The organism is Bifidobacterium choladohabitans, from assembly GCF_016102005.1.
Lineage (GTDB): Bacteria > Actinomycetota > Actinomycetes > Actinomycetales > Bifidobacteriaceae > Bombiscardovia > Bombiscardovia choladohabitans.
In genome coordinates, this window is sequence record NZ_JACFPL010000003.1 from 247,416 (window position 1) to 272,653 (window position 25,238).

Annotated in this window: 24 protein-coding genes; 10 read left to right on the forward strand and 14 right to left on the reverse strand. The window is 63.0% G+C overall.

The features are described from left to right. Positions 1–51: 51 nt before the first annotated feature. Positions 52–1,014, reverse strand: a complete 963-nt coding sequence (locus H3S97_RS07085) for an endonuclease/exonuclease/phosphatase family protein (RefSeq protein WP_198220105.1) — start codon at positions 1,012–1,014, stop codon at positions 52–54. Between the two features lie 29 nt (positions 1,015–1,043). After that, positions 1,044–2,660, reverse strand: a complete 1,617-nt coding sequence (gene ffh / locus H3S97_RS07090; protein WP_029676245.1) for a signal recognition particle protein — start codon at positions 2,658–2,660, stop codon at positions 1,044–1,046. Positions 2,661–2,972: 312 nt separating this feature from the next. On the opposite strand from ffh, the gene H3S97_RS07095 reads away from it, so the two are divergent. The 8 genes from H3S97_RS07095 to H3S97_RS07130 all read left to right on the forward strand — a co-directional run bounded on the left by H3S97_RS07095 (position 2,973) and on the right by H3S97_RS07130 (position 11,270). Further along, positions 2,973–4,232, forward strand: coding sequence for an ABC transporter substrate-binding protein (locus H3S97_RS07095; RefSeq protein ID WP_198220106.1), 1,260 nt, complete (start codon positions 2,973–2,975; stop codon positions 4,230–4,232). Then, a complete protein-coding gene (locus H3S97_RS07100; protein ID WP_232356357.1) occupies positions 4,229–5,155 on the forward strand; it encodes a carbohydrate ABC transporter permease in 927 nt (308 codons plus the stop codon). Before H3S97_RS07095 ends, H3S97_RS07100 begins: the two co-directional genes overlap by 4 nt. Before the next feature lie 2 nt (positions 5,156–5,157). Next, on the forward strand, positions 5,158–6,102 hold the full coding sequence (locus H3S97_RS07105; protein ID WP_231578789.1) for a carbohydrate ABC transporter permease: 945 nt from the start codon (positions 5,158–5,160) through the stop codon (positions 6,100–6,102). 19 nt (positions 6,103–6,121) lie between these two features. Next, on the forward strand, positions 6,122–6,577 hold the full coding sequence (locus H3S97_RS07110) for a hypothetical protein (RefSeq protein WP_198220107.1): 456 nt from the start codon (positions 6,122–6,124) through the stop codon (positions 6,575–6,577). Between the two features lie 289 nt (positions 6,578–6,866). Further along, the gene (locus H3S97_RS07115) at positions 6,867–8,177 is read left to right on the forward strand and encodes an ABC transporter substrate-binding protein (protein WP_198220108.1); all 1,311 of its coding nucleotides are present in this window, start codon (positions 6,867–6,869) and stop codon (positions 8,175–8,177) included. A 31-nt stretch (positions 8,178–8,208) separates the two neighbouring features. After that, on the forward strand, positions 8,209–9,144 hold the full coding sequence (locus H3S97_RS07120; RefSeq protein WP_024627639.1) for a carbohydrate ABC transporter permease: 936 nt from the start codon (positions 8,209–8,211) through the stop codon (positions 9,142–9,144). A 20-nt stretch (positions 9,145–9,164) separates the two neighbouring features. After that, positions 9,165–10,046, forward strand: coding sequence for a carbohydrate ABC transporter permease (locus H3S97_RS07125; RefSeq protein WP_154313179.1), 882 nt, complete (start codon positions 9,165–9,167; stop codon positions 10,044–10,046). Between the two features lie 99 nt (positions 10,047–10,145). Further along, entirely contained in the window at positions 10,146–11,270 is a 1,125-nt protein-coding gene (locus H3S97_RS07130) for a glycoside hydrolase family 172 protein (RefSeq protein ID WP_232356358.1), read from the forward strand. A 2-nt stretch (positions 11,271–11,272) separates the two neighbouring features. On the opposite strand, the gene H3S97_RS07135 is transcribed toward H3S97_RS07130, so the two are convergent. Both H3S97_RS07135 and cysS read right to left on the reverse strand, forming a co-directional pair. Continuing rightward, on the reverse strand, positions 11,273–12,283 hold the full coding sequence (locus H3S97_RS07135; RefSeq protein ID WP_198220110.1) for a LacI family DNA-binding transcriptional regulator: 1,011 nt from the start codon (positions 12,281–12,283) through the stop codon (positions 11,273–11,275). A gap of 4 nt (positions 12,284–12,287) precedes the next feature. Then, positions 12,288–13,865 carry a cysteine--tRNA ligase gene (cysS, locus tag H3S97_RS07140; RefSeq protein WP_198220111.1) on the reverse strand — a complete coding sequence of 526 codons (1,578 nt, stop codon included), beginning with the start codon at positions 13,863–13,865 and terminating at the stop codon, positions 12,288–12,290. Between the two features lie 91 nt (positions 13,866–13,956). On the opposite strand from cysS, the gene H3S97_RS07145 reads away from it, so the two are divergent. Then, positions 13,957–14,682: a type 1 glutamine amidotransferase gene (locus tag H3S97_RS07145; RefSeq protein ID WP_198178727.1), complete on the forward strand. Its 726-nt coding sequence runs from the start codon at positions 13,957–13,959 to the stop codon at positions 14,680–14,682. A 2-nt stretch (positions 14,683–14,684) separates the two neighbouring features. Here H3S97_RS07145 and H3S97_RS07150 read toward each other — a convergent pair whose 3' ends face one another. From H3S97_RS07150 to coaD, 8 genes are all read right to left on the reverse strand, one after another. Continuing rightward, complete coding sequence (locus H3S97_RS07150) at positions 14,685–16,649, reverse strand: ABC-F family ATP-binding cassette domain-containing protein (RefSeq protein ID WP_198220112.1); 1,965 nt, start codon at positions 16,647–16,649, stop codon at positions 14,685–14,687. A 43-nt stretch (positions 16,650–16,692) separates the two neighbouring features. Beyond that, entirely contained in the window at positions 16,693–17,247 is a 555-nt protein-coding gene (ilvN, locus tag H3S97_RS07155; RefSeq protein WP_029677724.1) for an acetolactate synthase small subunit, read from the reverse strand. 14 nt (positions 17,248–17,261) lie between these two features. Beyond that, positions 17,262–19,202 carry an acetolactate synthase large subunit gene (locus H3S97_RS07160; protein ID WP_198220113.1) on the reverse strand — a complete coding sequence of 647 codons (1,941 nt, stop codon included), beginning with the start codon at positions 19,200–19,202 and terminating at the stop codon, positions 17,262–17,264. Positions 19,203–19,419: 217 nt separating this feature from the next. Beyond that, the gene (rnc, locus tag H3S97_RS07165; RefSeq protein ID WP_198220128.1) at positions 19,420–20,181 is read right to left on the reverse strand and encodes a ribonuclease III; all 762 of its coding nucleotides are present in this window, start codon (positions 20,179–20,181) and stop codon (positions 19,420–19,422) included. A 142-nt stretch (positions 20,182–20,323) separates the two neighbouring features. Next, positions 20,324–20,518 carry a 50S ribosomal protein L32 gene (gene rpmF, locus H3S97_RS07170; protein ID WP_015021378.1) on the reverse strand — a complete coding sequence of 65 codons (195 nt, stop codon included), beginning with the start codon at positions 20,516–20,518 and terminating at the stop codon, positions 20,324–20,326. Between the two features lie 64 nt (positions 20,519–20,582). Then, positions 20,583–21,203 (reverse strand): YceD family protein, encoded by a 621-nt coding sequence (locus H3S97_RS07175; protein ID WP_154313171.1) that lies wholly within the window; start codon positions 21,201–21,203, stop codon positions 20,583–20,585. Beyond that, positions 21,200–21,889 carry an SPFH domain-containing protein gene (locus H3S97_RS07180; RefSeq protein WP_154313170.1) on the reverse strand — a complete coding sequence of 230 codons (690 nt, stop codon included), beginning with the start codon at positions 21,887–21,889 and terminating at the stop codon, positions 21,200–21,202. The genes H3S97_RS07175 and H3S97_RS07180 overlap by 4 nt, the downstream gene beginning before the upstream one ends. Continuing rightward, entirely contained in the window at positions 21,886–22,398 is a 513-nt protein-coding gene (gene coaD, locus H3S97_RS07185; protein ID WP_154313169.1) for a pantetheine-phosphate adenylyltransferase, read from the reverse strand. Before coaD ends, H3S97_RS07180 begins: the two co-directional genes overlap by 4 nt. Before the next feature lie 62 nt (positions 22,399–22,460). Here coaD and H3S97_RS07190 point away from each other — a divergent pair, with 62 nt between their 5' ends. Then, on the forward strand, positions 22,461–22,772 hold the full coding sequence (locus H3S97_RS07190; protein ID WP_045935048.1) for a DUF3039 domain-containing protein: 312 nt from the start codon (positions 22,461–22,463) through the stop codon (positions 22,770–22,772). Positions 22,773–22,797: 25 nt separating this feature from the next. Here the strand turns inward: H3S97_RS07190 and H3S97_RS07195 are convergent, their stop codons facing one another. Next, the gene (locus tag H3S97_RS07195; RefSeq protein WP_045935049.1) at positions 22,798–23,817 is read right to left on the reverse strand and encodes an aldo/keto reductase; all 1,020 of its coding nucleotides are present in this window, start codon (positions 23,815–23,817) and stop codon (positions 22,798–22,800) included. Further along, positions 23,817–25,163 carry a nicotinate phosphoribosyltransferase gene (locus H3S97_RS07200; protein ID WP_198220114.1) on the reverse strand — a complete coding sequence of 449 codons (1,347 nt, stop codon included), beginning with the start codon at positions 25,161–25,163 and terminating at the stop codon, positions 23,817–23,819. Before H3S97_RS07200 ends, H3S97_RS07195 begins: the two co-directional genes overlap by 1 nt. Between the last annotated feature and the right edge of the window lie 75 nt (positions 25,164–25,238).

Consider the following 25,238-nt stretch of genomic DNA (forward strand, 5'->3'; position numbering starts at 1 on the left):
AAAAGTATACCTCAACCGGGGGATATGGCGGGTGGTGAACCTGTATGGTGCTCAGAGCCGACGCGGCAGAGTCAGCCGGGCCACCAGAGCCCGGTGGTCGCTGCCAGGAATCCGGAGGGCATGCATGGACTGCGGGACCAGGCCACCGTCCGTAAGAATATGGTCGATTTCAATTAACGGGGGCAGCGCGCTTACGGAGGGGAAGGTCGGATGGCTGCCGGCTTTCAGATGCAAAGAAGCGTCATGCAGCCCGGATTTGGCCAGCATGGCCCGGAAGGTCGGATGTTGCAGGGTGGCGTTGCAATCGCCCATGACGATGGTGGGCACGGGCGGATGGGTCAGCCTGGCCAGGGCGGCGATGCCCATGCCCCACTGTCTGGCGCCTCGTTGGGGTGATTTGGGATGGACGCTGGCCACTCGGATCGGTCCAGAGCTGGTCTTGAGCTCGACCAGGGGGACTGCAGCCGCCGGAAGGACCAGGGCCGATGGCGAGGCTTTGACGGGTTGCTTGGCCGAGAAAATAACGTTGTGGCCGCCGTTGTCGTCAGGGCTCGCAACCCCCTGCGTCAGATAGGGCAGGAGCTGATTCAGGCCCGCAGCCTGAAGCGATTCCAGCAGCTTCCCCTTTACCTCCTGCAGGGCCAGCACTTCTACCCCATAGGCGCGCACGCAACGCACGACCTCTTCAGGATCGGCCCGGCCGAAGCGGCAGTTCAGAGTCATGACGCTCAGTCCATGGTCGGATGATGAATGGCTGGTCCGGTCTGCTGGAGGCAGCCGGTAGCGTAGGCGCTGGCAGCTGACCAGAGTGAGTTCTATCAGTGCCAGCAGGCATTGGGGCCAGGCGCGCGCGAAGACCGTCCACAAGAGTATGACCAACAGGGGAGCGGTCAGCAGGTCGATCAGGGCGATCAGCTCCACCAGGGGGCGGTGCCGGTCAGCTCCGGCTGGCAGGAAGCGCAGGGCCATCCACAAGGCGATGAGCCCGAGGAGAATCCAGAGAAGGGTGTTCACGTGGCATTGTCTCCTGCAGGAGTGAGGGGTCAGCGGCCGCCGAAGAGACCGCCCAGTCCGCCGCCGAGGTTGGGGGGCAGGTCCGGCAGGCCCTCGGGCATCTGCGGAGTCTCGGGGCGCTTGGCGAAGGCCGAACCGCCGGAGGATTTGCCCTTGCCGGACAGGCGCTCGCGTAAAGCCTTCTCTTCGGCCTCCCGCTTCATGGGATTGCCTGAACGGGAACCCTTGCGGCCTTTCTTGCCCTTTTTGCCCTTCTTGCCGCCGCCGGCGCCCATGCCGCCCATGCCTGGGATCGAACGGCTGCCATTGGTCATCCGCTTCATCATCTTGGCCGCTTGCTCGAACCGCTGCAGCAGGCCGTTGACGGCCGAGACCGTGGTGCCGGCGCCATAGGCGATCCGGGCCCGTCGTGAGCCGTCGATGATGCTGGGGTCGCGTCGTTCCTGGGGAGTCATCGACTGGATGATGGCCTGGGTCCGATCCACCTCCTTTTCGTCGAACTGCTCAAGTTCCTTACGGTGCTGGGCCATGCCTGGGATCATGCCCAGGATGCTCTTGAAGGAGCCCAGCTTGCGAACCTGCTGGAGCTGCTCCAGAAAGTCGTCCAGACCAAAGCTGCCCTCGGACATCTTCCCGGCGGCCTTGCGGGCCTCCTCCTCGTCGAATTGGCGTTGGGCCTGCTCGATCAGGGTCAGGATGTCGCCCATGTCCAGAATGCGGGAGGCCATCCGGTCAGGGTGGAAGACCTCGAAGTCCTTGAGTCCCTCACCGTTGGAGTCGAAAAGGATGGGCTTGCCGGTCACCGAGGCCACCGACAGGGCAGCGCCGCCGCGGGCATCGCCGTCCAGTTTGGACAGGACCACGCCGGTGAAGTCCACACCCTGGTCGAAGGCCTTGGCTGTGGCGACCGCGTCCTGGCCGATCATGGCATCGATGACGAAGAGGATCTCGTCGGGGTGGACGGCGTCGCGGATATTGCGGGCCTGCTCCATCAGCTCCTGATCCACACCCAGTCGTCCGGCCGTATCAATGATGACCACGTCGTAGAGTTTGTCCTTGGCCACCCTGATCGAGTCGGCCGCCACCTTGACGGGATCGCCCGTGACCTGTCCGGGGGCCGCCAGCTCGGATCCGCTGGTCTGCACGCCCGGCTCGGGTGCATATACCGGCACTTCGGCGCGCTCGCCGACCACCTGGAGCTGGGTGACCGCGTTGGGCCTCTGCAGGTCGGCCGCCACCAGCAGGGGGGTGTGGCCGGCGTCCTTGAGCCAGTAGCCCAGCTTGCCGGCCAGTGTGGTCTTGCCTGCACCCTGCAGGCCGGCCAGCATGATGACCGTGGGCGGGTTCTTTGCGAAATTGAGCGGTCGATCCACTCCCGCGCCCAGGATGTCGGTCAGTTCGTCATAGACGATGGAGACCACCTGCTGGGCCGGGTTCAGAGCCTTGGAGACCTCCTCGCCCAGGGCGCGTTCCCGGATGCGTCCGGTAAAGGAGCGCACAACGTCCAGGGAGACATCGGCATCCAGAAGGGCGCGGCGGATCTCGCGGATTGTGCCGTCGATGTCGGCCTCGGTCAGCTTCCCCTTGGAGCGCAGGTGGGTGAAGGCCTGGGAGAGCCGATCGGTCAAAGATGAAAATGCTGCCATAGTGCCCCAAGTCTACCTGTCAGCCGGGAGATTGGCTGTTGATTCAGTAAGGCCTACCTGGATGGTTCTGATATGGAACAACGATTTTGTTCGGTTGCAGAATGCATGCTACCCTGAATTTGCAACGTTGCAAATCACTATGAACCGGTCGGTCCGGCTCGCAGGGTGTCGATGTTCGATGCCCGGGGGCCGACGGGTTCCGAAGAAACGATGCAGGGTTGCCGGCATACGGGTGTGCCGGTCCCATCGAGAGGAGCAAGAGGGATTGTGAGTGTCTTCAAGGAAGAAAGACACGGGGGAGGTGGAACCCACATGCCCCTGTTTGCGCGGCGTTGGCTCAGGCTGTTGCTGAGCCTGGCGGCCATATGTGGCATGGTGGTCTCGACCGCAGGCTGTGGCGGCGGCGATCAATCCGCCAAGGAAATCTACTTCTGGAATGGTTTGACCGGCGATGACGGCCCGGCCATGCAGAAAATCATCAAGGCCTTCAATGCACAGAGCCCCGAGTACAAGGTGGTCTTCCAACCCATGAACGGCGGGGATCTGACCACCAAGATCTACAGCGTCATGCAGACCGGGAAGAATATCCCCGATCTGGTCATCAACGACTCGTTCTCCACTTCGGTACTGCAGAGCCAGGGGCTGCTCAACCCCTCGACGGTGTGGACCAAGTACCACCCGGAGCTCAAGGAATCGAGCTTCCTGCCGCAGGCCTGGCAGAACACCGTGGTCAAGGGCAAGTCCTACGGCATCCCCCTGTACATGTTCCAGATGGCCATCTATTACAACAAGGATCTGATCCACAAGTACGGCCTGGACTATATCCTGGACGACCGGCTGGTCACCACCGATGAGATCGCCTCCATGAAGGGCAAGCTGCCCAAGGACGTCTACGGGCTCTGCCTGGGCAACCTGCCCTGGGCCATGATGTCCCTGCTATACAGCACCGGCACCAACATCGAGGATGGTGTCAAGGACATGACCGGTCCAGGCTGGCGCAAGCCGCTCAAGGCACTGCGCGACCTCAACGACCAGGGCATGCTCTCGCCCATCGACAGCGACGGCGAGCAGGTCTTCGCCTCCGGTCATGCGGTCTTCGGCATGCTGGGCACCTGGGCGCAGGGCAACATGTCCTCCACCCTGGGCAAGGACAAGGTTGGCGAGATCAACACCCTCCAGTACGGCACCGAGCATCCCTCCAACTTCCTGTACCAGCAGAACTGGCTCCAGCTCAAGGACAAGAACCGGCCCGAGGCCAAGGTCAAAGCGGCCGCCGACTTTGTGGACTTCGTCTACAAGCATTGGATGATGTGGTCGGACGTGGGATCCATATCGCCGGCCTACCGTGACCTGAACAACCCGGATTACCAGAAGCTCATCCAGGCCTCCTTCACCAACGACAAGCGTGAACGGCAATGGATCAAGACATCCAACTACATCTATGGCGGCTATGCCACAGCCGGATGGGGATCCTTCATGGACATCGTCTATCGGAACATCTCCCTGGAGGAAGGTCTGAAGACGCTTGATCTGATGACCCAGGGCCAGATCCAGATTCAGGAGCAATCATGAGCGCACACGGCACAACCGCAGTCATGGGTGGACGGGGCAAGCGTCGTCCGCTGGGGCAGAAGTCCTTCTGGCATGCCTTCCCCTACATCGCCCCGCACATGGTGGTCTTCGCCATCTTCGGAGTCATCCCGATCTTCTTCGGCATCTACCTGGCCTTCACCAGGTGGAACCTGGTCGGTTCCCCCACCTGGGTCGGCCTGGACAACTTCAAGCTGATCTTCGACAAGTCCACCTACTTCTACTCCATCTTCTGGAGGGACATGTGGCATACGATCATCTTCGTGCTGATCAGCGTGCCCCTGACCATCATCGTCCCCCTGCTGCTGGCTTGGGCCCTGCAGACCAAGCACCTGAAGGGAGTGGGGCTGTTCCAGGCCATCTTCTACGTGCCCGGGCTGATCTCCGTGGCCGCAGGAGCCCTGGTCTGGCGGCTGGTCTTCAACTCCCAGTTCGGCCTGCTCAACACCACTTTCCGGTGGGACATCAACTGGCTGGGCAAGCAGCCCTGGGCCTGGATCGCCATCTTCGTCCTCAGCCTCTGGGGAGGCATCGGCGGCAACCTGATCATCTACCGGTCGGCCCTGTCCGGGGTAAGCCAGGATCTGTACGAGGCGGCCTCGGTGGACGGCGCCGGACCCATCCGGCAGTTCTTCAGCATCACCCTGCCAGCCATCAAGCTGCCGCTCTTCTATACGACCATCATGACCACGGGCGGTGCCTTCAACGTCTGGGGTCAGCCACAAATGCTGACCGGCGGCGGTCCTGCCTACACTTCGCAGGTGTTGCTGATGGACATCAGGAACCTGGCCTTCCCGCAGGGGCCTTCGGCCGCCGGCATGGCCTCCGCAATGGCCCTGCTGCTGGGGATCATCCTCATGCTGATCTCCCTGGTCCAGATATTCTTCATGAACAAGGAGGACTGACAATGAGTTCGGCAACCCTTGATATGTCATCCCTGGGCAAGGGGCTCAAGGCTCCTGGCCCCAGCGCAACGGTTCCCGGCGGCGAAAACGTGCCCGAAAACCACCACAAGGTGCTCAAGCCTTCGCTGGTGGCCATCTATGCGGTGCTGATCGTCCTGGCTGTGGTCTGGATCATTCCCGTGGTCTACACCATAACGACGTCATTCAAGTCACCCCAGGAGTTCCTGAAGAACGCCTACAACTTCCTGCCCGCGCACTGGGTCACCGTCAACTACCTGACCCTCCTGCAGGCCTCGGCCTCCTACCCGGTCTTCAACTGGCTGGGCAACTCGCTGATCATCTCGCTGTCGCACGGCATCCTGGCGGTCTGCGTGGTGGCTCTGGCAGGGTATGGCTACTCCCGCATCAACTTCAAGGGCAGGGACACGCTCTTCTTCGTCCTTCTGCTCATCTCGATGTTCCCGGGTGTGGTCAACATGATTCCCTCCTACCGCATCGTGGCCACCTTCGGCTGGATCAACTCCTACTGGTCCTGCATCATCCCCGGCTTGGGGAACGTGGCCAACATCTTCCTGGTGCGCAACTTCATGAAGGGGATCCCCAAGGAGATCGACGAGGCCGCCGAGATTGACGGCGCCGGCGACTTCCGCATCTTCCGCAGCATCATGCTGCCCTCCATCCGCCCAATCCTGATCGTGATCTTCCTGTTCGCCTTCACCGGTGCCTGGAACGACTTCCTCTGGCCCACCCTGGTCTTCAACGACATCAAGAAGACCCCGGTCACGGCCGGCCTGCAGCTGCTGGGCAACCAGATGATGCAGTACAACCAGATGGGCACGCTTTGCGCGGCCACCTGCCTGGCCATCATCCCCACCCTGCTGCTCTTCGTGTTCGCCCAGCGCTACTTCCTGCAGTCGCTGAACATCACCTCGGGCCTCAAGGGCTGAATCAGGAAAGGCGGCAACAATGGCAAAGGAAAACCGTAGCGACCATCCGGCGGGCAAGGACGTAACGAGCAGAAGGACCGAGAAGATCATCCTCCTGGTGGCGGCAGCCATCAACGTGATCATGGCCTCGGTCACCATGTTCATCTACTCGCCCTGGTTCAAGGACGAGGGCTATGCCATCCTCGGCCGGGCCGGACGTCTGGCCGACGATATGGCCACAGTCAACGGCGCGGCCACCGTGGCCCAGTCCTACGGTTTTCTGTTGCTCATTCTTGGGGCGGTCTCCTTCATTGTGGCTCTGCGGGCCATGCGGCCCTCGACGATTGTTCGGGGGGTGCAGTATTGGATGATCTTCTGCATGGTCTTTTCCTTGGCCACTGCGGATTGGCTTTCGCTGATCGCCTACGGCCTGGCCTTTGTCACCTATATAGCCAGGAACAAGACCATCCGCCGGATCTCGTCGAGTCGAAGGTGACCAGCTCCTGGGGCCTGCGGCGCCCCTGATCGCTGCGCTTCCAATCCCTTCTACATTGTTCGAAGCCATCGGGCGATGTAGAAGGGATTTTTGGTTTTGAGGCGGTCTTCTTCTGCGTGCCCTGTTGACATGACCCATGACCGTCTTCTATACTGAGTCGAAACGATTCGACATCTCGGGTGCATCGACGGAGATGGTCAGTGCCCTGCAGTCCGCCCGGAGTCGAAACCTTTCGACAAGTCGAATCGCGGTAACTGGATGCAAGGATGCAAGGAAGTTAGGAGCCATCATGAAGATCAGAAGAGGGATCGGGGCGGCCTTGGCCCTGGCCATGTCGATCCTGCCGCTGGCGGCCTGCGGATCTGGGGGCGATGCCCCCCAGGAAGCCCATCCGTCCAGCATCAAGATCTGGTACTACGAGGAGCCCAGCAGCGGGCAGGCCCAGGGTTGGCTGAAGGCTGCCGATATCTTTACCCGACAGACCGGCATCAAGGTGGATTTCGAGGTCAAGTCTTTCACTCAGATTGCCCAGAATGGCAGCCAGTTCCTCAACTCGGACGACGCCCCGGACGTCATGGAGTCCAATCGCGGCAACGGCTCGGCCGGGGTCCTGTCCACCCTGCAGCTGCTGACCGACCTGAAGCCCTATGTGCAGAAGTACGGCTGGGACAAGAAGGTGCGCGGCCAGGCGGCGGCAGTGGGCAAGTACGACAAGCGCGGCGTCATGGACGGGGATACCTGGTACGGGGTTTCCTCCTATGCGGAGATGCAGCGGGTCTACTACAACAAGGATCTCTTTGACAAGTACAAGATACCCATCCCGCAAACCTTTGACCAATTCGTGGCAGCCCTCAAGGCCTTCAAGAGCCACGGGGTCACGCCCATAGCGGCCGATGCCCAGGAATACGGGGTGCTTTGGCTCTGGTGGCAGCTGGCCATGACCAAGGCCGATGCCAAATTCGTCGACGACTGGCAGCTCTACAAGCATCCGGTCAACTGGCGAAGCAAGCCGCTGACCTTCGCAACCAACACCATCCGTGACTGGATCGACAAGGGATACATCTCCAAGAACGCCACCGGCATGAAGGCCGAGGACACGACCACGGCATTCATCAAGGGGACCTATCCCATCTACCAGACCGGCACCTGGAACCAGACCCGCTTCATGGAACAGGTGAAGAACTTCGACTGGACTGCCTCTATCTTCCCAGGGGCCAAGATGGTCGAGGGCTGCGCGGGCAACCTGTTGGTCATCCCGCAGAAGTCCCGGCGCAAGGATGCCGCGGCCCGCTATATCGACGTGGTCCTGTCCAAGGAGGTCCAGAACTACATCGGCAACAAAGGCGGCGTGCCGGTGGCGGCCGATACGGCAGCCATCACCAACCCCAAGAGCCGTGATCTGGTCAAGGAGTACACCAAAGCCTCGGACGCCAGCCGGATGAGCTACTATCCCGACTACCCTGCGCCCAACCTGACCGACGCCATGCCGGCCGCCTTCCAAGAGCTGGTCAACGGCACCAAGAGCCCCGACCAGGTTCTGGACACCCTGCATAAGAACTACGACGACGGCGTCGCCCAGCTCGATCTGGATGACGACTGAGCTGCGTCAATCCGCCAAGGAGAGTACAAGCATGTCTGACACACATAGCAGGAAGAAGGCGCAGTCCCGCATCCCGGGCAGTGCGCCCTCGCGGTTCGTTCCTTACCTGATTCCCGGCCTGATAGGCATCGTGGCCATCGTCATCGTGCCCATCTTCTGGAACATCTATCTGAGCTTCACCCGCTGGAGGGGGGTGGGGCCGACCAAATGGGTGGGTCTGCGCAACTGGCGACGGCTCATGGGCGACTCGACCTTCTGGGTCTCCTTCGGGCACACCCTCTGGATCATCGTGGCCATCGTCATCATTCCCACGGTCCTGGGCCTGCTGATTTCCTCGGCCCTGACCGACGTGATCCAGAAGAAGTTCGGCCCCCACACCTCTTCGACCCTGCGGGCACTCTACTACCTGCCCCAGGTTCTGCCTGTGGCCGTGGCCACCATCATCATGGGCTGGATCTTCCGGCCTGAAGACGGAGCGGTCAACGACCTGCTGACCAAGATCGGCCTGGGCGGCCTGGCCCACAACTGGCTGGGTTCGACCACCACGGCCCTGCCCATCCTCATGGTCATCCTGATCTGGATCCAGCTGGGCTACCCCATCGTCATCTTCATGTCCGGACTGCAGCGGGTGGACCCCGAGCTCTACGAGGCGGCCAGTCTGGACGGGGCCAACTGGTGGCAGAAGTTCCGCGTCATCACCCTGCCCTCGATCATTCCCGAGCTGCTGGTGGTCATCCTCACCTCCACCATCGGCGCACTGAAGACCTTCGCCCCGGTCTATCTGCTGACCAAGGGTGGGCCCGGAACATCCACCATGGTTCCCTCCTACTACTCCTACAACCAGTTCTTCCAGGTGCAGCAGGTGGGTTACGGTGCCGCCATCTCGACATCCCTGACCGTGGTCATCGTCATCTTCTCCATCGTCTTCACCATCGTGCAGAAGCGCGTGCAAAAAAGCATCGCCTGAGGAAGGCTAGGAAGCACATCATGAATAATCAAGCCACACTGCAAGCCGACGCCCGGGTGTCCTCCCGGCACGCCCATAGAATCCGCACCTGGGGGAACTGGGTCGGTCTGGTCCTGCTGATTGCAGGAGCCGTAATCATGCTCTTCCCCCTGCTGATCCTGGTCCTGAACGCATTCAAGACCACGGCAGACTACAACGCCACGGGCCCCTTGTCCGTGCCCGCCCACTTCAGCATGGACGGCATCATCTCCTTCTGGAACAAGAGCAATTTCCCGCTCAAGCTGGGCAACTCCCTGTTGATTTCCCTGGTGGTTGCCGTGGTCGGGGTCCTGCTCTCGGTCCTCAACTCCTTCGCCCTGGGCATCGGCAGGGTCAAGGGCAACACGGTCATCCTCCTGTTCATCATGCTGGCCAACATGGTTCCCCAAGAGGCCCTGCTCTACCCGCTCTACGTCATGTTCAAGTGGATGGGCTTCTATAACTCACAGTGGTCCATCATCATCATCTTCACCATCATCCAGAGCGCCTACGGCACCTACCTGCTCTCCTCGGTCTACGGGACCTTCCCCCAGGCCATCCTGGAGGCGGCCACCGTCGACGGGGCCTCGCGCTGGCAGATTCTGCGCAAGATCGTGCTGCCGGTGTCCTGGTCGACCATCAGCGTCCTCTTCGTCTTCTTCTTCATCTGGACCTGGAACGAGTACATGATTCCCATGGCCTTCCTGATGAGCGAGAAGACGCAGACCATCCCGCTGGCCCTGGCGACCATGCAGGGGCAGCACACCATGGCTGCCACCGACCTGGCCTCCGCCTCCCTGCTCAGTATCATCCCCACCATCATCTTCTTCATCTTCTTCCAGAGGAAGCTCTCGCAGGGGATAGTGGCGGGCGCCGTCAAGTAATCGCCGCTGCATAAGTACACTGAACATGGCCGCCTGCTGCAAGAAGGCAGAGGAGGGGAGCGGGCGGCCCGAATACGAAAGGCAATCACAACCATGGGTATGACCATGCCGAACATCACCAACGGTCTTGAGGCGCTGACCCGCCCATCCGCAGACCGCACCCGCTGCATCAACGCCGAGAATCCTCGGGGAGGCAAGGGCAGTGCAGCCATGACGGCCAGCAATCTCGGTCCATCCAGAAAGGGGACCCCCTGCCTCAGGAACATTCCTCCCGGGCAGGACATGGTCCTGGCCGACCTGTCCGGCGCGGGCGAGATCCGCCATATCTGGATGACCGTGACCGATGCCACCTCGCCCACCGGGCCCAACGTCCTGCGCAATCTGATCCTGGAATGCTACTGGGATGGCGAGCAGACACCCTCCGTCTGCGTGCCTCTGGGCGACTTCTTCTGCTGCGGCCACGCCCAGGCCTGCAGGGTGGAGTCCGTGCCTGTGGCCGTCTACCCGCGCCGGGGTTTCAACTGCTACTGGCCCATGCCCTTCCACGACGGGGCCCGGATCGTCCTGCGCAACCGGCACAACGAACCCATCGAGGCCTTCTTCTACCAGATCGACTACGTGGAGAAGGACGAGCTGCCCGAGGAGGTCATGACCTTCCATGCCCAGTGGCGCCGTCAGCGTGTCACCGAACTGGGTCAGGACTACGTGATCCTGGATGGGGTGCATGGCCGGGGCTCCTACGTGGGCACCTATCTGGCTCTGACCGCTTTGGAGAGCCGCTGGTGGGGCGAGGGCGAGGTCAAGGTCTACCTGGACGGGGACAAGGACTATCCCACCTGGTGCTCCACAGGCAGCGAGGATTACTTCGGCGGTGCCTGGAGCTTTGCCGGGCAGGATCCTGATGGCCGGATGCACGAGGTCACCTACAGCGGGGCATACATGGGATTTCCCTTCCATTCCCGGCAGTTGGACAACCGCGAATCCCAGTACTGGGATGCTGATACCCCGGTGACCAGGGGGTTCTACCGTTGGCACATCCCCGACCCCATTATTTTCAGCAGCGACATCAAGGTGACCTTGCAACAGATAGGTGTGGACGAACAGGGTTACTTCGAGCGTCAGGACGACCTGGCCAGCGTGGCCTACTGGTACCAGCAGGAGCCCCATCAGCCCTTCCCGCACAATGTGCTGGAGACAGGGGAGCGGGATCGTCGGCCCCGTTGAGTCTATCGGCTGATGGAGGAGCGGTCGATCAGCCTGGGTCGCTCCAGTTGGACCCGACCGGCCAGGGAAGCCCCCTCCTCCACAGCCTGGGTCAGCAGATCCGCAGCCTTGGCACACAGTGAACGGGGTGTAAGGGGCATCTCAGAGATGCCTTGAAGCTCAAGAGTAGGGCTGACCTTGCCAGCAGCGCAGGACAGAACGGCCACGTCATCGGGAATGCTCATGCCGTCCGAGCGCATGCGGACCACCACAGTGTCCAGCAGGGAGGGGCGGATCTGACCAATCAGGCCATCGATGCGGCCGTGATGGATGACGTCCAGCACCTGCTGGGTGTAGGCCAGATCGCTGCCGGCAGGTCCCGGCTGAAGCTGCAGATCCATGCCCAGGCGACGGGCCCAGGTCTTGAGACTGCGTAGCAGGATAAGGCGGAAGCCGGACCCGCGCCGGTATTCGCCCTCCAGGTCCTCCAGAAAGAGCAGGCGTCTGCGCCCCGCTCGGGCCATGGCCTCCACCGCCATGCGGCCCATCAGATCAAAGTCCAAATCCACACAGGCGCAGGCCGCGTGCTGCCGAGGCACTCCCAGGGCCACGCAGGGGCGTCCATATGAGGCGGCCTGGGCGGCACGGATGTCATCGTCCACCAGATCCATCAGGACCACCCCGTCAGCCAGATTGCTACGGGTGACCCGCCGAATGTCTTCAACACCATTCTCAGCGGTCAGCAGCAGGGAGTCGTAACCGCGAGCATGCTCGCAGCTGGCCATTTCGATGAAGTAATCCGCGTAGGAGGCCCGGTTCTGTCCGGGGCGCAGGGGGGCGCTCAGGGCGACGATCTGGTTGCGCTTGGCCCGCAGCATCCGGGCGCCGGCATCCGGGGCGTAGTCCAGTTCGTCGGCGGCCTGCATGATCCGCTGGTAGGTTTCCGGAGAGACGGGGCGCTTGCCGGAGAAGGCATAAGATACTGTACTGACCGAGACCCCGGCCCTTCTGGCGACGTCGCGTATGTCGGACATGGGTTCAGCGGCTCAGATCCCAGGTACTGCCAGCGGGTGTGTCCGCAACGGCCACGCCGGCCGCCGTTAGCTGGTCCCGGATGGCATCGGCACGGGCGAAGTCATGATTCTTTCGCGCCTGTTCGCGTTCCTGCAGCTGTTGGCCTACCAAGGCATCCAGGGTGTCCATGGCCCGATCGTCATGGTCGGCTGCCGCCCTGGCCCAGTGGGGGTCGAGTGGATCAAGTCCGAAGACATCCAGCATTGCTCTGACCTGGAGCAGGGTATTGGCCAGCCAGTTCCGGTCCAGTGTTTCAGAATGGGCATCCATGGCCGCGTTGGCTTGACGGATCAGCGCATAGAGGGCAGCCAGACCGCCGGAGACGTTGATGTCGTCATTCATGGCCTGCACAAAGTCTTCTGGCAGATCGTCCGCGCCCAGTCCAGCCACTCGGTCACGCTCGGGCTGTGCTCCCAGGATTCGTCCGGCCCGGTCCACGAAGTTGCTGATGCGTTCGTAGGCGCCCTGGGCCTCCTGCAGGGACTGGTCGGACCATTCCAGCATGGATCGGTACTGCACAGAGACCAGGGCGTAGCGCACCACCCAGGCCGGATGCTGCGACAGGACCTGGTCCACGGACAGCCCGTTGCCCAGGGACTTGCTCATCTTCTCGCCCTTCTGGGTCACCCAGGCCGTGTGCATCCAGCGATGGGCGAATCCCCAGCCGGCCGCGTGCGACTGGGCCATCTCGTTCTCGTGGTGGGGGAATCGCAGGTCCAGGCCACCTCCGTGGATGTCGAACTCCGCACCCAGATAGCGGTGGCTCATGGCCGAGCATTCCAGATGCCAGCCTGGCCGACCTGTGCCGAAGGGGGTTTGCCAGCGAGCCGTGGGCGGATCGGTGGGCTTGGGCGCCTTCCAAAGTGCAAAGTCGCGGGGGTCGTGCTTGCCGGGCTCCTCATCGGTGTCGGCAGTCTGCTCATCGGTGTCGATGCTGGGTCCCAGCCGGTCGTTGGCGGCGGCTTGTTCGTCGGTCGGCTGTGTGCCGGTCTGCTGGTGGGTCAGGGCACCATACTCAGGCCAGGAGGCCACATCGAAGTAGACGTTGCCTGATGGACGGCCCTGCTCGTCCGGCACCACATAGGCGTGGCCATGGTCGATAATGCGCTGTATGAGGTCGATCATCTCGGGGATGTGTCCGGTGGCCCTGGGTTCGTAAGTGGGTGGCAGAACCCCCATGGTCTCATAGGCATGGGTGAATTCGCGTTCGTAGATGTAGGCCCGCTCCCACCAGCGCTGGCCGTTGGCCGCGGCCTTGGTCAGGATCTTGTCGTCGATGTCAGTCACGTTCCTGATCAGGGTCACCTGGTATCCCAGCCTGAGCAGCCAGCGTCGGATCACGTCGAAGGCCAGTGTGGTCCTGATATGGCCAATGTGGGGCGAGCTCTGCACCGTGGCCCCGCACACGTAGATGCCGACCTTGCCCGGTTCGATGGGTCTGAAGGGGGTCACCTGGTGATCAGCCGTGTCATACAGACGCAGACCAGCTGCGGCCAGGCCGACTGAAGCCTTGGAATCATGCGGTTGCGAACTCGTATCCATATCACTGAGCCTATCAAGGCTTGCTGACCGTCCCAGGGGAAATGCCGAGCCTACGGACCTGGTCCGACGGCATGTGTGCAAGAATGGAATCATGGCGAAACCTAGGGTGCTGGTGCTCCAGCATGTTGATTGGGAGAAGCCGGGTCGCATTCTCGACAACCTCCAGGAGTGCGGGCTGGACACCGAGATCACCAATATCGTGGACGAGAAGAAGCCCAGGCTGCCGCGCTCGCGTGAGTTAGCGGGACTGGTCATCATGGGCGGGCCCATGTCGGCTGACGATTATGAGCATCACCCCGGACTCAAGGCGGAGACCAAGCTGGCCAAGGCGGCAATGGCTGCCAACAAGCCCATTCTGGGGATCTGCCTGGGTCATCAGATTCTGGCGCGGGCCCTGGGAGGCACCCTGATGCGGGACCAGGAGCCCGAATACGGCATGGGGCCCATCCGCTGGGTGGGGCAGGACGACGACGTGGCCATGTGGAGCAAGAACACGGATGTGCTGCACTGGCATGCCGACCAGGTCACCCTGCCGCCTGGGGCCAAGCTCCTGGCCCGCTCCCAGGCAACCAAGGTTCAGGCTTTTCGGCTTGGGTCAGCTCTAGGCTTGCAATTCCACCTGGAGGTTACGGCACCCATCTTCGAGGAGTGGATGCAGGTGCCGAGCATGGTCGGCACGATGAAGAAGTCCAAGATCGCTAAAATGCGCGAGGAATTCATCAAAGGGTTGCCGCAGATGCAACCCCTGGCCGACGCAATCTTCTCTGCCTTTGCGGCCCGGTGCTCGACCCAGGCCGCCCAGCTGGCTGCCGCCTGAGACTACTCCAGCTCCTCCCCGATGGTCAGCCACTCCTCCTCCAGCTGGTCCGACTGCCCGGTAAGCTCCTTGAGCTTGCTGTTGAGCTCGTTGAGACCCTGGTAATCGCCGGGATCGTGCTCAGCCATCTGTCGTTCAAGATCCTTGCGCTGATCGGCCAGCTTGGACAGCTTGCGTTCGATGGCGGAGGCCTGCTTGTTCAGATTTCGCCTGGCAACACGTTCGGCCTTGGCCTGATCGGGATTCCCGGTCTCCTTGGCTGATGCCCGGCCCGGTGCATCGGCAGCCTTCCGGTCGTCCGAATCGACCATATCCAGGTAGTCCTGAACACCGCCGGGCAGATGAACCACCTTGCCGTTGATCAGTGCGAACTGCTGGTCGGTCACCCGCTCCAGCAGGTAGCGATCGTGGGAGACCACGATCAGGGTGCCCGGCCATGAGTCCAGCATGTCCTCCATGACGGCCAGCATGTCGGTATCCAGGTCGTTGCCCGGCTCGTCCATGATCAGCACGTTGGGTTCGTCCAGCAGGATGAGCAGGAGCTGCATGCGGCGCTTCTGTCCGCCAGACAGGTCGCTGATCCTGGTCATCAACTGGGAGCTTTCAAAGCCCAGGCGCTCCATCAGCTGGCTGGGGGACACCTCCTTGCCCTCCACCAGATAGGTGGGCTTGTAACGGCTGAGGACCTCCTTGATGCGATAGCGGCCCAGTTTCTCCAATTCATCCAGACGCTGGGTCAGCACCGCAAAGCGGACCGTCTTGCCCACCTTGACATGTCCTGCCGTGGGGGACACACTGCCGTCAATCAGACCCAGCAGGGTGGACTTGCCCGCTCCGTTGGCGCCTACGATGCCAAACCGGTCGCCAGGGCCGATCAGCCAGGTCACATCGTCCAGGACCTTGTGTCCGCTGATGGTCAGGGTGTCGGCCGCTGCAGTGCCCGGACGGTCCTGGTCGTCTTCGCCATCCTTGTCGGGATCAACGGCCACGGTCACCGAGCCCATCAGAGGGCGCTCGGCATGAGGGGAGGGGACCCGGTCGTTCTTGTTCCCATCGGCATCAGAGTCGGCCTCCGGATAGATCTTGGTCACGTCGACCAGATCCACCACCTGCTTGCCCAGGCGGGAGGTGGCCATCCGCTTGAGCTCCAGGCTGTTGCGCATGGGGGGTACGTCGGCGATCAGTTCCTGCGCGGCCTTGACATGGAACTTCTGCTTGGTCGAGCGGGCCCGGGCGCCCCGGGTCAGCCAAGCCAGTTCCTTGCGGGCCAGGTTGCGGCGCTTGGTCTCGGCCAGATCCGCCTGGCGCTCGCGCTCGACCCGCTGGAGCATGTAGGCGCTGTAGCCGCCCTCGAAGGGGTCGATGGTTCCGTCATGCACCTCCCACATGGAGCTGCAGACCTCGTCCAGGAACCAGCGGTCGTGGGTGACCAGCAGGAGGGCTCCGGAATTCTTGGCCCAGCGGTTCTTCAGGTGCTCGGCCAGCCAGTGGATGGTGAGCAGGTCCAGGTGATTGGTAGGCTCATCCAGGGCCAGGATGTCCCAGTCCCGCAGCAGCAGCCGTGCCAGGTCCACCCTGCGGCGCTGACCGCCCGACAGGGTGCCCACCTTGGCCTCCAGCTCCATGCCGCCCAGGAGGGACTCGACGATTTCGCGGGATCTGGGGTCGGCAGCCCACTCGTAGTCCTGTCGGTTCTCCAAAGCTGCCTTGCGGACCGTGTCCTCGTCCTTCAGGGGATCACGCTGGTCCAGCATGCCGAAAGTGAGTCCATTGCGCATGGTCACCCGGCCCTGATCGGGTTCCTGGGTGCCCTTCAGCAGGTGCAGCAGGGTGGACTTGCCGTCGCCGTTCCGGCCCACGATGCCGATCCGGTCACCCTCGAAGATGCCCTGAGTCACATCCGTAAAGATGGTTTTGGTGGCGAATGACAGAGCGACGTGTTCCAGACCGAGATCATAGATGGGCATGATTCCCCAATCTACCGCCAGCCTTGGATGGAAGTCCCGGGAATCAGCGATCGGTGATCTGGGAGCCCAGCACCTTCTCACTCAGGGCCCGGGGACCCCGGGTGACGGCCACGGCGCCCGACCGGACCAGCTCGATGATGCCGAAGGGCCGCAGCAGCCGCAGCAGGGCCTCCAATTTGCCTTCGGCCCCGGTGGCCTCGATGGTCAGGGACTCAGGGTGGACGTCGACCACGCGCACGCGGAAGAGTTTGACGATCTCCAGCACGTCGGAACGGTTGCGTTCGTTGGCCTTGACCTTGATCATGACCAACTCGCGCTCCACGGCCTCGTCGCCCTTGAGCTCGACGATCTTGAGCACGTGCAGGAGCTTGTTGAGCTGCTTGATGATCTGCTCCAGGGGGACGGCCTCCACGTCTGCAGTGACCGTGATCCGGGAGATGTCGTCCCGCTCAGTGGACGAGACGGACAGGGAGTTGATGTTGAAGGCGCGCCGGGCGAACAGGCCGGCCACCCTGGCCAGGACGCCGGGGCGGTTCTCGACCAGGACGGAAAGGGTGTGCCGTTCGGAACCGGGCTTGGATGCTGGATAATTGGCCATGTGGTGCCCCTTTCCTACTTGTTCATCCGACCGGCGGCGTCGCTGGCCATGGCTGCACGGTCGGCTCCGGTCTGCTCGCGCGGCTCGGGCTGTTCCTGCTCCGGACGGATGCCGGCCAGGGGCTGCACGCCCGGCTTGTAGATGATGGTGTCGTTGGAAGCGCCTGCCGGGACCATGGGCCATACCATGGCATCCTTCCAGACGCGGAAGTCGATCAGGACCGGCCGGTCGGTCACCGCGTTGGCCTTATCGATGGCCTCCAGGGCCTGCTCCTGGGTATAGGCCCGCAGTCCCAGGCAGCCATAGGCCTCGGCCAGCTTGACGAAGTCGGGGATGCCGTTGCCGTCTGTGGGCTTGGCGCCGCCGTCCTCCAGGTTGGTCTGGGAGTAGTGGCTGCCATAGAAGAGGGTCTGCCACTGACGGACCATGCCGTAGACCGAGTTGTTGAGTATGGCGATGCGGATGGGCAGTCCCGCCTGCCCGGCCGTGGCCAGCTCCTCGGAGGTCATCTGGAAGGATCCGTCCCCGTCGATCAGCCAGACGGGCCGCGGATCTTCCTCTTCCCTGGTGCCGATTGCCGTGCCGATGGCGGCGGGCAGACCGTAGCCCATGGTTCCCAGCCCGCAGGAGGAGACCCAGGAACGGGTGCGCTCGAAGTCGATGAACTGGCTGGCCCACATCTGGTGCTGACCCACGCCGGATACCCAGATGGTATCCGGATCGGCCTTGTTGCTCAGGGTCTGTACCACCCACTGGGGGGCCAGGGTGCCGTCCGGGCTGGGCTCAAAGGTGGTTGGGTAGTCGTGCCGCCAGCCGTCGATCAGCCGCCACCAGGGCTTGAGGTCGGGCTTGCCCCAGGTGCGCTGGGCCGCCTTGAGCGCCGGGATCAGATCGTCCAGCACCTGACCCACGTCTCCGACTATGGGTACGTCCGCCTGCCGGTTCTTGCCGATCTCGGCCGGGTCGATGTCGATGTGGATGACCCGGGCCACCGGTGCGAAGTCCTCCAGGCTGCCGGTCACCCTGTCGTCGAAGCGTGTGCCCACGGCCACCAGCAGGTCGGAGTGCTGGATGGCCCCGTTGGCGGCCACCGTGCCGTGCATTCCGGGCATTCCCAGAACTGCTGGATCGGAGTCGGGTACGATGCCCCGCGCAGGCAGGGTGGTGACCATGGGGGCACCTGTGGCTCGCACGAGTTCCTGGACCTGCCGACGCGCGTCGGATCGGACTGCGCCGCCACCCACATAGAGAACGGGCCTGTGTGACTGGACCAGGAGCCGGGCGGCATCGTCCAGGACGTGCCCGTGGGCCCGCGTCACCGGGTTGTAGCCGGGCAGGATCATCTCCTGGGGCCAGGAGTAAAGCATTTTGCCGTTCTGGGCCGTCTTGCTCAGGTCCACCACCACCGGGCCGGGCCTTCCCGAACGGGCGATGTGGTAGGCCTCGGTCATGACCCGGGGGATGTCCTGGGCCTTGGTCACCAGATAGGAGTGTTTGGCCACCGGGTAGGTGATGCCCACGATGTCGGCCTCCTGGAAGGCGTCGGTGCCGATGGAGTCCACACCCACCTGACCGGTCACCACCACCAGGGGAACCGAGTCCATCATGGCATCGGCTATGGGGGTGACCATGTTGGTGGCCCCGGGGCCGGAGGTCACCAGGCAGACTCCGACCTTGCCCGTGGAGACGGCGTAGCCCTCGGCTGCATGGCCGGCGGCCTGCTCGTGGCGGGTCAGTGTGAAGTTGAAGCGGACCTGCTCGTCGATGGCGTCGTAGGCGGGCAGAATGGCCCCTCCTGGAACACCGAAGACCTGGGTGACCCCCAGATCCTCCAGGGACCGAATCAGCGCCTGGGCTCCCGTCATGGGTTCGCCTTGGGCGGGGACATCCTTGTCGTCATGGTCCCAGTTCTTGGGTACCGAGCTGAATGCTTGCAGAGGTGTCGGCAGACTCATGTTTCCTCTCGACCTCCAGACTGCGCGCCGACCTGCGGCCGTGCATGTCGAAATACGAACCTGTCGGAGCGTCGGCGGGGTGGGCGGACGAATCCCGATCAGGAGGAGGCACCTGTGCCGTTCGTGACGGCGTGTCTCCGGGTTATGCCCATAGTCTAAACAGGGGTCTGGTCGGGGCGTTGGCGAAGTACCGCATACCGGAATTCCGACAGGAACTTCAGGCTGATTGCTCGGCGCGCAGGGTTGCAAGCAGATCCTGGTCGTCCAGCCGCTTCCACCCCTGGGCGGCAGCAGCCAGCTGGGCCTTCCGCTTGCTGCTGGCCTGGCCCTTGCCGATTACGGTCCCGCCGTCCTCCAGGCGCAGCTCGGCGGTAAAGACCTGGGCGTATTCCGGCCCGGAGACCGCCATGGCGTACCGGGGTTCGCCCAAGCCCAGCTTGTGGGCCTTGACGGTGATCGAGGTCTTCCAATCCAGTGCCGGCCCCTCGGTGGCCACCTCGGCCAGGGTATCGTCAAGAAGGGTATGGACCGTGGTCCTGGCCCCCTCGATGCCGTGCTCCACGAAGACCGACCCGATCAGCGATTCGACGGTGTCACAGAGTATGGAGTCCTTGTCGGCCCCGCCGTTCTCGCTCTCTCCCCGCCCCAGAAGAATATACTTCCCCAGGTGCAGCTTTTGCCGGGCGATGGCCGACAGGGCCTCCTCAGAGACCGCCTTGGCCCGCATCTTGGCCAGCTGGCCCTCGGTCATGTCCGGATGAACCTTGTATAGGGTCTCGGTGGCCACCAGTTCCAGAACCGCATCACCCAGGAACTCCAGCCTTTCGTTGTTGGGCATGCCCGGGTGCTCATGGGCAAAGGAGCGATGGGTCAGGGCGTGTACCAGCAGCTCCGGGCTGATTCTGCCACCCAAGGCCTGGAAGAGCTCCTCAGCCGCCTGGTTGCCGGGATCCGCCTGCCCCTGTTCCTCCTGCCGCATATGGTCTTCCTGATCCTTCCTGGAGTGCCCTGTCTGCATGGCCCCCCTTGCTTTCTCGGCCTTGCCGTCCGATGATACGGAAAAACCCCTGCCACCCGTCGATGGCCGGGGTTCTCTCATTGCGTGTCGAACGCTTATCGGCTCACTTGCTGAACTGCGAGCGAATGGCGTCGCGGTAGACGCGCCCACGGTACATGCCGCAGCTGGGGCATGCCATGTGCGGCAGCGCAGGAGCTCCGCAGTTGGGGCAGGTCACCGTAGCGGCGGCCTGGGTCTTCCAGTTGGCGCGCCGCGAATGGGTGTTGGCGCGCGAGGTCTTGTACTTTGGCAGTGCCATATTGTCCTCTGTTTCGATCGAATACTTCGAGCTTAAGCGTAGAGCAGTCTACCGCAACCTCCGGTCATTCGCCAGTTCGGCCGTCGCTGCCGGGGTTCTCCTCCTGCTCCAGACGCTGCTTGAGTCCCTCAAGGGCAGCCCAGCGGTCGTCCATTATCTCGTGGTGGTGATCGGGATGGTCATTCAGATCCATGCCACACTGGGGGCACAGGCCCCGGCAGTCGGGTCGGCACAGGGGCTGCAGGGGGAGGGCTTCCACAAGTGTGTCGCGCAAGAGGGCCTCCAGATCCATGAAGGCGCCCCCGCTGGCCAGAGGATAGGTCTGGCCGCTGGCCTCCTCCTGTTCGGCCAGGATCTCCTCCTTGCCATGGGTCGGCTCCGGCTCGGGCTCCTTGTAGGGGAAGAAGACCACCGGATCGTCCTGGATGCTGGTATCCACAGGCCTGAGGCAGCGGGTGCACTCGGTCTTCAGGGGCACGCTGATGTGGGCCTGCAATAAAAGTCCGTCCACCAGCGAGTCGATGTCGCCCTTCACATGCACGGGTGTTCCTGCCGGGATGCCTACCACCTGGTCGCCAATGCCTTCCGGGGCTGGAAAATCGCGGTCCACCCGGGTGCTCTGCCCTGCCCGCGTCGACACCTGGGCCACTGACACCGCCCAGGGGGAATCCTCCGGTCTGCTCATCCCTGCGTCTCCTTTCCCTGGTCCGAGACTGACGCGTTCATGCTACGCGCTGCCTCCTGCTCACGCTGGTGGAGAACCTCCAGGCCGGCACGCACATCCTGGCTCATCTTGCCCAGCTGGGTGTCAAGCTCGCCCATGACCTGGGCGGCATACCCATCGGCCCCCTGGACCAGACGGTCTGCCTGGGCCTGGGCCGTGTCGATGATGGTCTGGGCCTTCTGTCGGGCTATGGCCACTACATTCTCCTGGCCGGCCAGGAAGCGGGCCTGCTCGCCGGCCTCCTTGACGATGTCTGCAGCCCGGCTCTGGGCGTCGGATACGGTGGCGTTGGCCTGGGTCTGCGCCGTGTTCAGCCGACGCTCCGCCTCCCTCATGAGCGCCGAGGCCCGCTCCAGTTGCACCGGCAGCATTTTCTTGAGCTCGTTGAGGTCGTCGGCCAGCTCGTCTCTGTCCACCTTGACCAGTCCCGGGCTGAAAAGCGGGGCCTTGGCCTCATCCAGCATGGCCTGGATCCGGTCGATGATGTCATAGACGGTGGTGAATTCCGATCGGGGGTTCCCGCTCTCGCTTCGATCCTCCTGCAGGTCGGGCAGGTCCTTCATGTCGACTGCGGGCTTGGGAGCGCTGGCTCTGGTCGAGTCGTCGATAGGCTCGCCATCGTCCCTTTCCTGGGTCTGCTCGTTCATCTTTGACTCTTTTCCGTGTGCGGTGTGTCCCTGTGCAATGTGCCTATCAGTGCGTCCACGACGCTGTCGGGGACCATGCCGGTGATGTCCCCGCCATGTCTGGCCACGTCCTTGACGATGGTGCTGGAGATGTGCTCCCTCACCGGATCGGCTGGCAGGAAGAGCGTTTCCACCCCGGACAGCTTGCGATTGACCAGGGCCATGCCCAGCTCGGCCTCATAGTCCCCGTTCTGCCTCAGTCCCTTGACGATGACCGATGCGCCTACCTTACGGCAGTAGTCGGTGATCAGGCCATCGGTGGAGGCTACGGTGATGTTCGGGTATCCGTCCTCGTCCAGGGCCTGGCGGATCATGGCCACCCGCTCCTGTTCGCTGAACATGGGGGTCTTGGCGGCGTTGACGGCCACAACCACGTGGACCGTCTCGAAGAAGCAGGCGCAGCGTTCGATCACATCCATGTGGCCGGAGGTGACCGGATCGTATGAGCCAGGGCATACAGCGATAGTCATGATTCTCAGCGTAGCGCGTCATAGGGAGCGAACGTGTAGCTCACCGCCGTACCATGGATGTCATGACTGCAAGCAAGAGCATTCGCATGGAGGATCCGGAGCGGGAGCAGAACCCCGACCAGGGCACTGGCACGGCCGTGCTGGACCGTCCGGACACCGAGACCGCTGAGAAGACCCGGCTGAACGACCAGGGCGATGCCGACCGGTTCGCCCACTACGTCTCCCGTGAGCGCATCGCCGAATCCAAGCTGACCGGCCGGCCTGTCGTGGCCCTCTGCGGCAAGGTCTGGGTGCCCAAGCACGACCCCTCCCAGTACCCGGTCTGCCCGGACTGCAAGCGTATCTATGAACAAATGACCGGCGGCAACCACTGAACGTCACTGAGCGGTCCAGGCTGCTTCAGGACTGCTTGCCCAAGGCGATCCGGTCGATCATCCCCAGCTCTTCCTGGCTGAAATCGGCCGACTGGACGGCCTTGAGATTGTCCAGGATCTGCTCTGGCTTGGAGGCGCCGATGAGCACTGAGGTGACGGCGGGGTCCCTGAGCAGCCATGCCAGGGCCATCTCTGCCAGACTCTGGCCGCGTTGGCGGGCCAGCTCGTTCAGATCCTGAATCTGCTTCAGCCGCTGGGGGGTCAGGGCGGACTCCTTGAGGAAGCGACCGTCGGCCCGAATCCGGCTGTCTTCGGGAATCCCATGCAGGTAGCGGTCGGTCAACAGCCCCTGGGCCAGCGGGCTGAAGGTGATCAGTCCCTTCTTCTCTTTCATCACTGCCTGCTTGAGACCGTTGTCCTCGATGGTTCTGTCGAAGATGGAGTAGCGGTTCTGGTTGATGACGAAGGGGACGTGCATCTCGGTCAGGATCGCCGCAGCCCGTGCCATGGTGGGTCCGTCGTAGTTGGACAGTCCCAGATAGAGGGCCTTGCCGCTGGTGACCGCCTGGGCCAGGGCACCCATGGTCTCTTCAAGAGGCGTATCCGGGTCGGGGCGGTGGTGGTAGAAGATGTCCACATAGTCAAGTCCCAGCCGTTTCAGGCTCTGGTCCAGTCCGGACAGCAGATGCTTGCGTGAGCCGAGATTTCCGTAAGGGCCGGGCCACATTTCATAACCGGCCTTGGTGGAGATGACCAGCTCCTGGCGGTGGTGGCTGAAGCATCGGCGCAGGATGATCCCCATGTTGCGCTCGGCGGCGCCCGGTCCGGGGCCGTAGTTATCGGCCAGGTCGAAGTGGGTGATGCCGTGGTCGAAGGCCGTAGTGCACAGTTTCTGCATACGGTCCAGTGGCGTGGTGTCGCCGAAATTGTGCCAGCAGCCCAGGCAGATTGGCGGCAGTTTCAGGCCGCTGTCGCCGCAGCGCCGGTAGGTTGTGGAATCATATCGGTTCGGGTCGGGCTGGTAGGTTTCGCCTTGCATATTCATCAGATGCTCCTAACCAGGGTGGGCAGGACCGGCTCACCCTTCATCAGGCTCAGAGCGTTGATGGGCATCTCCTCGAGGGCCTTGGCCCGGTGCTCCCGGGCATCCAGGACCGCCTGTCCACCTTGGAACTCCGGCATGCTCTGGCCATGGTCCACGTAGGTGACCAGCAGATCCCTCCAGTCCTGTTCAGGCGTATAGGCTGCCAGCGCCTCCTCGGCGCCCGAGATGACGTGCTCGGCATCGGCCACCCCGTTGTGATAGGAGCGGTAGGCCAGCTTGCGTCCCGGCACCGAGGCCTTGCCCACCGACTTCTTGGCGACGGCCTGCATGATCCCGTCGGAGTTCTCGCGCTCGGTCAGCTTGTAGACCATGGCGCAGGTGGGGGCTCCCGAACCGGTGACCAGCATGGTGCCCACCCCGTAGGAGTCCACCGGGGCGTCCTGCAGGGAGGCGATGGCGTATTCATCCAGATCGTTGGTGACGGTGATGGTGGCCTTGGTGGCTCCCAGGGAGTCCAGCTGGGCGCGGACCTGCTGGGCCAGCGAGCCCAGGTCTCCGGAGTCGATGCGGACCCCGCCCAGCTCTGGTCCGGCCACCTCGACGGCCGTTCTGACGGCCTCCTCGATGGAGTAGGTGTCGGTCAGCAGGGTGGTCCCCTTGCCCAAGGCCTGGATCTGCCCCTGGAAGGCCTCACGTTCATTGTCATGCAGGAGGGTGAAGGAGTGGGCTGCGGTTCCGATGGCCTTGAAGCCGTATCGCTTGGCCGCCAGCAGGTTTGAGGTCCCTTGGAATCCGCCGACTATGGCCGCTCTGGCCGCCGCCACGGCCGCATATTCGTTGGCCCGGCGCGCGCCCATGTCCATGCAGGGCCTGCCCTTGGCCGCGGTGACCATACGGGAGGCGGCCGAGGCCACGGCGGAGTCGTAGTTGAGTATGGACAGGATCAGGGTCTCCAGCAGGGTGCACTCGCCGAAGCCGCCTTCGACCTGCAGGATGGGGGAGTCGGGGAAGAATATCTCGCCCTCCCTGTAGCCGCGGATGGTTCCTGTGAAGCGGAAGTGCTCCAGCCAGTCGATGGTGGTCGGGCTGACGATGTGGCGGTCGGACAGGAAGCGAAGTTCATCCTCGCTGGGGTGGAAATCCGCCAGCGCATCCAGAATCCGTCCGGTGCCGGCCACCACTCCGTAGCGGCGCCCCGCCGGCAGGTGTCGGGTGTAGACCTCGAAGACGGATCGTCGCCCGGCCGTACCGTCCTGTAGGGCGGCATCCAGCATGGTGTATTCATACATGTCGGTCATCAGAGCCGTAGAGGTTCCGGTGACCCTACTACTGTTTTCGGCGTTCATATCTTCCCCTTTGTGGGTGGAAAAGCCCTTGGTTGGCCCCCAGTCTAATCCTCTGCCGACCTACTGGCTCGCCCT